The following is a 6627-nucleotide window of genomic DNA, read 5'->3' on the forward strand; positions in this document are numbered from 1 at the left end:
CGCCCGATGCCGTTGGATAGGCCCCCGCCTTGGCCGCTAGGCCGGCATCCTGAACCTGAGGTTCAGAATTGGTCGCAGTTAGCAGCACTTCGGGTACATCAGACAGAGTGACGCGCGCGCCCGTGCTACAAATTTCCGCAACCGTGCACATGGCATTGGTTCAAGGAATATATGACCTTGGCGAACCAGGCAGGGAAGCTGACTGAACTGTGATTCGATGCGCCAATTTGACCACCGTTGATCGCCGAGATCAAGGGGAATCGACGCATCGATTAAAACGTTACTGCGTCTCGTGCTGTGCGAGCACCGCGCCGAGCTGTTCATTCATCTGGTGCATTGTACGACGGATTTCCTCCGCCGGAAATGCTTCACCGTGCCGCACGCTCGTTTGCAGCCGCAGCAATTCGGACGCGAGCGACAGCGCCGCCATCACGGCGATGCGATCGGTGCCGCGTACCGAGCTGTTCGAGCGGATTTTCGACATTTCGGCGTCGACGCGCGCGACCGCTTCGAGCAGTGCCGCTTCGGTCTCGGCCGAGCAGGCGAGCCGATAGGCCTGACCGAGAATCGAGACTTCGATCTGCTTGGTGCTCATGCATGTTCTCCGTGGCTGGCCGCGTCATCGCCATCCGTACGCGCCTGCGCATCCAGCAGGTCGAGCTGGTTGTCGGCTTGCTCCGCACTTTTCGAGCGCGGCAGCTTTTCGAGAATCGCGTTCAGTTTCACCTGGGCGTCGTCGATCTTTGCCGACAGCGTGTCGCGCTCGGCCGCGAGCGCATTGCGTTCGTCGCGCAGTTGCGCGAGTTCCGCGCGGACCGTGTCCGCGTCCGCGCGCAATTGCGCGACCTGCTCCTCGAGCGCGAGCCGTTCCGAGTGATAGCGCTTGTTCAGCGAAATCAGACGGCCAATATTTTGAGATAGGGTTTCGAGTTCGTTGAGCATTTGCTGCGTCCTCTAAAGACCCAGCATTTTAGCGCGGAATAACGCGCAAACCGACATCTGTAACGTTTCCAGTCGTAACACCCCTGCTTCTTGCCGCGAATCGGCGCGTCACGTGCGTGCCCGGATGCTTCCTTGACGCTCGTGCGACCCGCTCCTAAACTGGCGCCGCCTCGGTGCTCGCGCGTGCAACGCGCGGTTAAACGGGAAGCAGGGCGCGGGCTCCGCCAGGACGCCGCCAACCTGCGCTGCCCCCGCAACGGTAAGCGGCCGCGTTGCATGACGCAGGCCGGCTCGGGCGCGTTCCGCATGCACGTTGCGCATGCGGACGCGGGCCACTGCGCGTCTTCGCGCGGGAAGGCGAGCCGGACCGCCGCCAGCCCGGATACCGGCCGAGGCGGGGAGCCCGCACGGGCTTCGTGACGCACGGCCCGCGGGGAAGCGGGGCGTGCAGTGCTTCACGGGATTGATCTTCGATGCTGACCCCAATCGTCGGCGGCGCCGATTTCTGCCATCTTGATGACGTTCTCGAACCGGGCGACCACCGGAAGGTCGTCGCGCGCGTCGACCACCTGACCGCAAGGATCACGAGCTTGGCTATGCCTGCAACACGCTGCACTGCGCCGATGTCGCGCCCGGCCCGCAGCGGTGGCGCGCCGATGTGCACTGCATCGGCCGTCGCGCGGAGTGCCGCATGAGCGCCGCACGCGCCACCGCGATCTGGGCCGCATTGGCCGCGGCGGTCGCGTTGCTGTTCGTCGCGTCGCTGTCGATCGGCAGCGTGCCGATGTCGCCGTGGCAGGCGCTCGCGTCGCTCGTGCCGCATGGCGGCGACGCGCTGTTCGCCGATATCGTCCGCACGTTGCGCCTGCCGCGCGCGCTCGCGGGCTTCGCGTGCGGTGCGCTGCTCGCGCTGGCCGGCTCGTTGTTGCAGGTGTTGCTGCGCAACCCGCTCGCCGATCCGTACGTGCTCGGCGTGTCCGGCGGCGCGGCCGGCTTCGCGCTCGTCGCGATGATCGCGGGCGGCGCATGGTGGCTCGTCGATGTGTCGGCGTTCGCCGGCTCGCTCGTGTCGGTCGCGCTCGTGCTCGGACTCGCGCGCCGCGAGCTGGGGCGCGGCGAGTCGCGCGATGCGTCGCCGCGGCTGCTGCTCACGGGCGTCGTGATCGCGGCAGGGTGGGGCGCGCTCGTCACGCTGCTGCTGTCGCTCGCGCCCGATGCGCGGCTGCGCGGCATCATCTTCTGGCTGACGGGCGACCTGAACGGCGTGAGCACACCGTGGTTCGCGTGGGGCGCGCTGCTGCTGGCCGCGTGCATCGCACTGCCGGCCGCGCCGCAACTGAACGTGCTGCTGCGCGGCGATGCGACGGCGCTCGCGCTCGGCGTGCCGGTCGCGCGCCTGCGTGTGCGGATCTATCTCGTCGCGTCGCTGGCCGCCGCGGCCGCAGTGACGACCGCCGGCACGATCGGCTTCGTCGGCCTCGTCGTGCCGCACGCGCTACGGCTCGCATTCGGCAACGACCAGCGGATGTTGCTGCCGGCCGCGATGCTCGCGGGCGGCGGCGGTGTGATGGCCGCCGATCTGCTCGCGCGCACCGCGATCGCGCCCGCGCAACTGCCGGTCGGCGTGATGACCGCATTGATTGGCGTGCCGGTGTTCCTGTGGATGTTGCTCAGGAGGCCGATGCGATGACCCGTGCCGCATTGCGTGCCAGCGGCGACGAGATGAGCTGCGCGGCCGTCGGCCTGACGCTGAAGGCTGGCGCGCGCACGCTGCTCGACGGCTTCACGCAGGCGTTCCGTCCGGGCGAGATCTGGTGCATCGCCGGGCCGAACGGCGCAGGCAAGACGACGCTGCTTGCGACCCTCGCGGGGCTGCAGCCGCCGGCCGGCGGACACGTCGCGATCGACGGCCGCCCGCTTTCCGCATGGCCGCCCGCGCAGCTCGCGCAGCGCCGCGCGCTGATGCCGCAGCAACTGCACGACGCATTCAGCGCGACCGTGTTCGATACGGTGTTGCTCAACCGCTTTCCGTATCTCGGCGGCTGGGGCTGGGAGCGCGACGGCGACCGCGCGGCCGCGCGCGACGCGCTGGCGACCTTCGACCTGACCGCGCTTGCGTCGCGCGACGTGCTGTCACTGTCGGGCGGCGAGCGGCAGCGCGTCGCGCTGGCCGCGACGCTGTGCCAGGACGCGCCGTTGATGCTGCTCGACGAACCGCTCGCGCATCTCGACCTGCATCACCAGATCGATTGCCTGACCGCGCTGGCCGCCTGGCTCGATGCGGGCCCGCGCACGGTGCTGTTCTCGTGCCATGATCTGAATCTCGCGCGGCGTTTCGCGACGCATGCGCTGTTGCTCGACGGCCGTGGCCACGCGTGGGCCGGCCCCGTGCACGACGTGCTGACACCCGAGCGCGCGAGCGATGCGTTCGGTTATCCGCTCGTGCTGATCCGCGAGAACGGCCGCGATGCGCTGCTGCCGGCATGGCCCGAGCGACAATGACATTTCCTTTTCCGATGCGCGGTGCATGCCGCGCCCACGACACGGCTTCCCGATGACGACCCCGACCCACTTCCCGCCCGCGATCGCACCGCTCGACGACGTGCTGCGCAAGCGCCTGCAGCATGTGATCGACCACAAGACCAAGCCGCCCGGCAGCCTCGGCCAGCTCGAGGCAGTTGCGCTGCAGGTCGGCCTGATCCAGCACACCGAGCGGCCGGTCGTGCAGCGTCCCGTGATGATCGTGTTCGCCGGCGATCACGGGATTGCCGCCGAAGGCGTGAGCCCCTATCCGCAAGCGGTGACCGCACAGATGGTCGCGAACTTCCTCGCCGGCGGCGCGGCAATCAACGCGTTCTCGGGCGTCGCGCAGAGCACGCTCGAGATCGTCGATGCGGGCGTCGCGTCGCCGCTGCCGCTGTCCGACCGCCTGGTGTCGCTGCCGGTCGCGCGCGGCACGCGCAACTTCGCGACGGAACCGGCGATGACGCGCGACGAGGCGATGACGGCGCTCGCAGCCGGTGCGGCGCGCGTGCGCCTGCATGCGTCGCTCGGCACGAACGTGATCGGCTTCGGCGAGATGGGGATCGCGAACACGTCGTCGGCCGCGTGCCTGATGAGCCGCCTGCTCGGCGTGCCGATCGACGCGTGCGTCGGGCGCGGCACGGGCCTCGACGACCAGGGCCTCGCGCACAAGCGCGCGGTGCTCGGCCGTGCGCTCGTCAAGCACTCGCACGCGATTGCGCCGCTCGACGTGCTCGCGACGTTCGGCGGCTTCGAGATCGCGATGATGACGGGCGCGTACCTCGCGGCCGCGAGCGAACGGATGACGATCCTCGTCGACGGCTTCATCGCGACGGCCGCATTGCTCGTCGCCGAGCGCATCGCGCCCGGCGTGCGCGACTACTGCGTGTTCTCGCATACGTCGCACGAGGCCGGGCACCGGCGCATGCTCGAGCATTTCGGCGCGAAGCCGCTGCTCGCGCTCGACCTGCGGCTCGGCGAAGGCACGGGCGCGGCGCTCGCGCTGCCGCTCGTGCGTGCGGCTGCCGCGTTCCTCACGGAAATGGCGAGCTTCGAATCCGCCGGTGTCGACGATCGTGACGCCTGATCGCGCGCGCGGCGTGCGGGCCGAACTGCGCTACTTCTTCGTCGCGCTCGGCTACTTCACGCGTGTGCCCGTGCCGCGTGCGATCGGCTACGCGGCCGGTGATCTCGACCAGGCCGCGCGATATTTCCCGCTCGTCGGCGCATGCGTCGGCGCGTGGGGCGCGCTCGTGTATCTGGTCGCGCTGCGCGCGCTGCCCGTGTCGATCGCGGTCGGTCTGTCGATGGCCGCCACGCTGCTCGCCACGGGGGCCTTCCACGAGGACGGCCTCGCCGACAGCTGCGATGCGTTCGGCGGCGGCTATACGCGCGACGACGTGCTGCGCATCATGCACGACTCGCGGATCGGCACGTTCGGTGCGGTCGCGCTCGTGATCGCGCTCGGCGTGAAATGGCAGGCGCTCGCGTCGATGCTGCCGTTGCGTGCCGCATGGACGATGATCGCCGCGCACGCGGCGAGCCGCGCGGCGGCCGTGAGCCTGCTGATGACGCTCGACTACGTGCGGCCCGAAGGCAAGGCGAAACCGGTCGCGCAACGGATGGGGGCACGCGCAGCGTGTGTCGCCGCGCTGTTCGGATTACCTTGGCTGTTCTGGCCCGACTGGCGCATGGGCGTCGCCGCCTGCGTGGCGCTCGTGCTCGTGCGCGCGTGGGCAGCCCGCTATTTCGTGAAGCGGATCGGCGGTTATACCGGCGACTGTCTCGGCTTCACGCAACAGCTGTGCGAACTGGCGATCTATCTCGTGGTGCTCGGATGGACGTCGTCCTGATCCGTCATCCGGCCGTCGGTGTCGAGCCGGGCATCTGCTACGGACGCAGCGACGTGCCGCTCGCCGCGCCGGCCGACGCCGGCGCGCAGGCCGTGCGCGCACATCTGTCGCTACTCGGCGCGCCGCTTCCCGAACAGGTCTGGACGAGCCCGCTGACGCGCTGCGCGTCCGTTGCCGAGCGGATCGCGCAGGCATGCGGCGTGCCGCTGCAAACCGATGCGGACTGGCAGGAAATGGATTTCGGCGCGTGGGAGATGCGGCGCTGGGACGATATCGATCGCGCGGCACTCGATGCGTGGGCGGCCGACCTGATGCATGCGTGCGCGCATGGCGGCGAAAGCGTCGCGCGGTTCGCTGCCCGGGTCGCCCGGCGGGCCGATGCCGTCGCGCGGTTCGACCGGCCGCAATGGGCGGTCACGCATGCGGGCGTGATCCGCGTGTTCGCGGCGCATGTACTGTGCGTGCCGCTCGATACGCTGTTGTCGCGGCCGGTGCCGACCGGTGGTGTCGTCTGGCTGCGCGCGGAGGCCGCCACGGGAGCGTGGGAAGTGGTGCACTGGGATGAATAGGCGCACCGGCGTCCGCATCTGAACGACGCGGCGCGCGGTCGATCTGTCTCGAACACCGACGCATCGGGCTCAGGTGCGCGACGGGCGCGCAAGCCGCCGGAACTCAGCGCGCCGGCCGCCGCCCACGCGCGGCTTCGAGATCCTCGCACAGCGCGGCCGCGCCCTGCGCGATCCGCGGCGACGGCCGCGTCAGCAGATCGCCGTCGATCGCGAACAGGTTGTTGCGCGCCACGGCCGTCAGCGCGGGCCACGTGCGCCAGCGCGCCAGGCTCGGCAACGGTTCGTCCGTACGCGACGCCCCCGCGCTCGTCGTCACGATCGCCTCCGGATTGGCCGCGAGCACGGCCTCGTCGGTGACGGTCGGCACGAGCGGCCTGAGCGACGCGAACACGTTGCGGCCGCCGCACAGCTCGATCACGTCGTTGATCAGGTGCGCGCCATTGAGCGTCATCAGCGGCCGGTCCCAGACCTGGAAGAACATCGTGACGGGCGCCCGCGCGGCATAACGTGCGCGCAGCGCCGCGATGTCGCGCGTATAGGCGGCCGCGGCCGCATCAGCAGCCGGTTGCGTGCCGAGCAGCGTGCCGAGCCGGCGCAGCGACGACGATACGTCGTCGAGGTGCTTCGGATCGCTGAAGAACAGCGGGATATGCAATGCGCGCAGCGCGTCGGTCTGCCGCTCGGCGTTGCCGTGCCGCCAGACGACGATCAGGTCGGGCTTCAGCGCGGCGATCCGCTCG

Annotated in this window: 9 protein-coding genes, 1 other RNA gene and 1 riboswitch; of the genes, 6 read left to right on the forward strand and 4 right to left on the reverse strand. The window is 69.8% G+C overall.

What is annotated here, in order from left to right:
* Positions 1-17 precede the first annotated feature (17 nt).
* From ssrS to L810_RS23400, 3 genes are all read right to left on the reverse strand, one after another.
* Positions 18-199: non-coding RNA, 6S RNA (ssrS, locus tag L810_RS44335), on the reverse strand.
* 81 nt (positions 200-280) lie between these two features.
* Positions 281-595, reverse strand: a complete 315-nt coding sequence (locus tag L810_RS23395) for a cell division protein ZapA (protein WP_011352906.1) — start codon at positions 593-595, stop codon at positions 281-283.
* Entirely contained in the window at positions 592-942 is a 351-nt protein-coding gene (locus L810_RS23400) for a hypothetical protein (RefSeq protein WP_021160796.1), read from the reverse strand. Before L810_RS23400 ends, L810_RS23395 begins: the two co-directional genes overlap by 4 nt.
* A 154-nt stretch (positions 943-1096) precedes the next feature.
* A riboswitch (cobalamin riboswitch) is annotated at positions 1097-1350 on the forward strand.
* A gap of 65 nt (positions 1351-1415) precedes the next feature.
* On the opposite strand from L810_RS23400, the gene L810_RS47450 reads away from it, so the two are divergent.
* From L810_RS47450 to cobC, 6 genes are read left to right on the forward strand one after another with little or no spacing between them, the layout of a single operon-like run.
* Positions 1416-1637: a hypothetical protein gene (locus L810_RS47450; RefSeq protein WP_131723238.1), complete on the forward strand. Its 222-nt coding sequence runs from the start codon at positions 1416-1418 to the stop codon at positions 1635-1637.
* Positions 1634-2632 carry a FecCD family ABC transporter permease gene (locus tag L810_RS23405; RefSeq protein WP_021160798.1) on the forward strand — a complete coding sequence of 333 codons (999 nt, stop codon included), beginning with the start codon at positions 1634-1636 and terminating at the stop codon, positions 2630-2632. Before L810_RS47450 ends, L810_RS23405 begins: the two co-directional genes overlap by 4 nt.
* Entirely contained in the window at positions 2629-3444 is an 816-nt protein-coding gene (locus L810_RS23410; protein WP_021160799.1) for an ABC transporter ATP-binding protein, read from the forward strand. Before L810_RS23405 ends, L810_RS23410 begins: the two co-directional genes overlap by 4 nt.
* A 52-nt stretch (positions 3445-3496) precedes the next feature.
* Positions 3497-4552 carry a nicotinate-nucleotide--dimethylbenzimidazole phosphoribosyltransferase gene (gene cobT / locus L810_RS23415; protein WP_042975791.1) on the forward strand — a complete coding sequence of 352 codons (1056 nt, stop codon included), beginning with the start codon at positions 3497-3499 and terminating at the stop codon, positions 4550-4552.
* A complete protein-coding gene (locus L810_RS23420) occupies positions 4542-5318 on the forward strand; it encodes an adenosylcobinamide-GDP ribazoletransferase (protein ID WP_042975792.1) in 777 nt (258 codons plus the stop codon). The genes cobT and L810_RS23420 overlap by 11 nt, the downstream gene beginning before the upstream one ends.
* Positions 5303-5887 carry an alpha-ribazole phosphatase gene (gene cobC / locus L810_RS23425; RefSeq protein WP_021160802.1) on the forward strand — a complete coding sequence of 195 codons (585 nt, stop codon included), beginning with the start codon at positions 5303-5305 and terminating at the stop codon, positions 5885-5887. Before L810_RS23420 ends, cobC begins: the two co-directional genes overlap by 16 nt.
* 103 nt (positions 5888-5990) lie before the next feature.
* On the opposite strand, the gene L810_RS23430 is transcribed toward cobC, so the two are convergent.
* A partial coding sequence (locus L810_RS23430) for a helical backbone metal receptor (RefSeq protein WP_042975794.1) occupies positions 5991-6627 on the reverse strand: 637 nt, incomplete at its 5' end.

The organism is Burkholderia sp. AU4i (genome assembly GCF_000466765.1).
Taxonomy (GTDB): domain Bacteria; phylum Pseudomonadota; class Gammaproteobacteria; order Burkholderiales; family Burkholderiaceae; genus Burkholderia; species Burkholderia cepacia.

Bases quoted from the DNA above. Each gene is read 5' to 3' on its own strand.
- cobC (WP_021160802.1), top strand. From the start codon at position 5,303: ATGGACGTCGTCCTGATCCGTCATCCGGCCGTCGGTGTCGAGCCGGGC.
- L810_RS23395 (WP_011352906.1), bottom strand. From the start codon at position 595: ATGAGCACCAAGCAGATCGAAGTCTCGATTCTCGGTCAGGCCTATCGG.
- L810_RS23400 (WP_021160796.1), bottom strand. From the start codon at position 942: ATGCTCAACGAACTCGAAACCCTATCTCAAAATATTGGCCGTCTGATT.
- L810_RS23410 (WP_021160799.1), top strand. From the start codon at position 2,629: ATGACCCGTGCCGCATTGCGTGCCAGCGGCGACGAGATGAGCTGCGCG.
- L810_RS47450 (WP_131723238.1), top strand. From the start codon at position 1,416: ATGCTGACCCCAATCGTCGGCGGCGCCGATTTCTGCCATCTTGATGAC.
- cobT (WP_042975791.1), top strand. From the start codon at position 3,497: ATGACGACCCCGACCCACTTCCCGCCCGCGATCGCACCGCTCGACGAC.
- L810_RS23405 (WP_021160798.1), top strand. From the start codon at position 1,634: ATGAGCGCCGCACGCGCCACCGCGATCTGGGCCGCATTGGCCGCGGCG.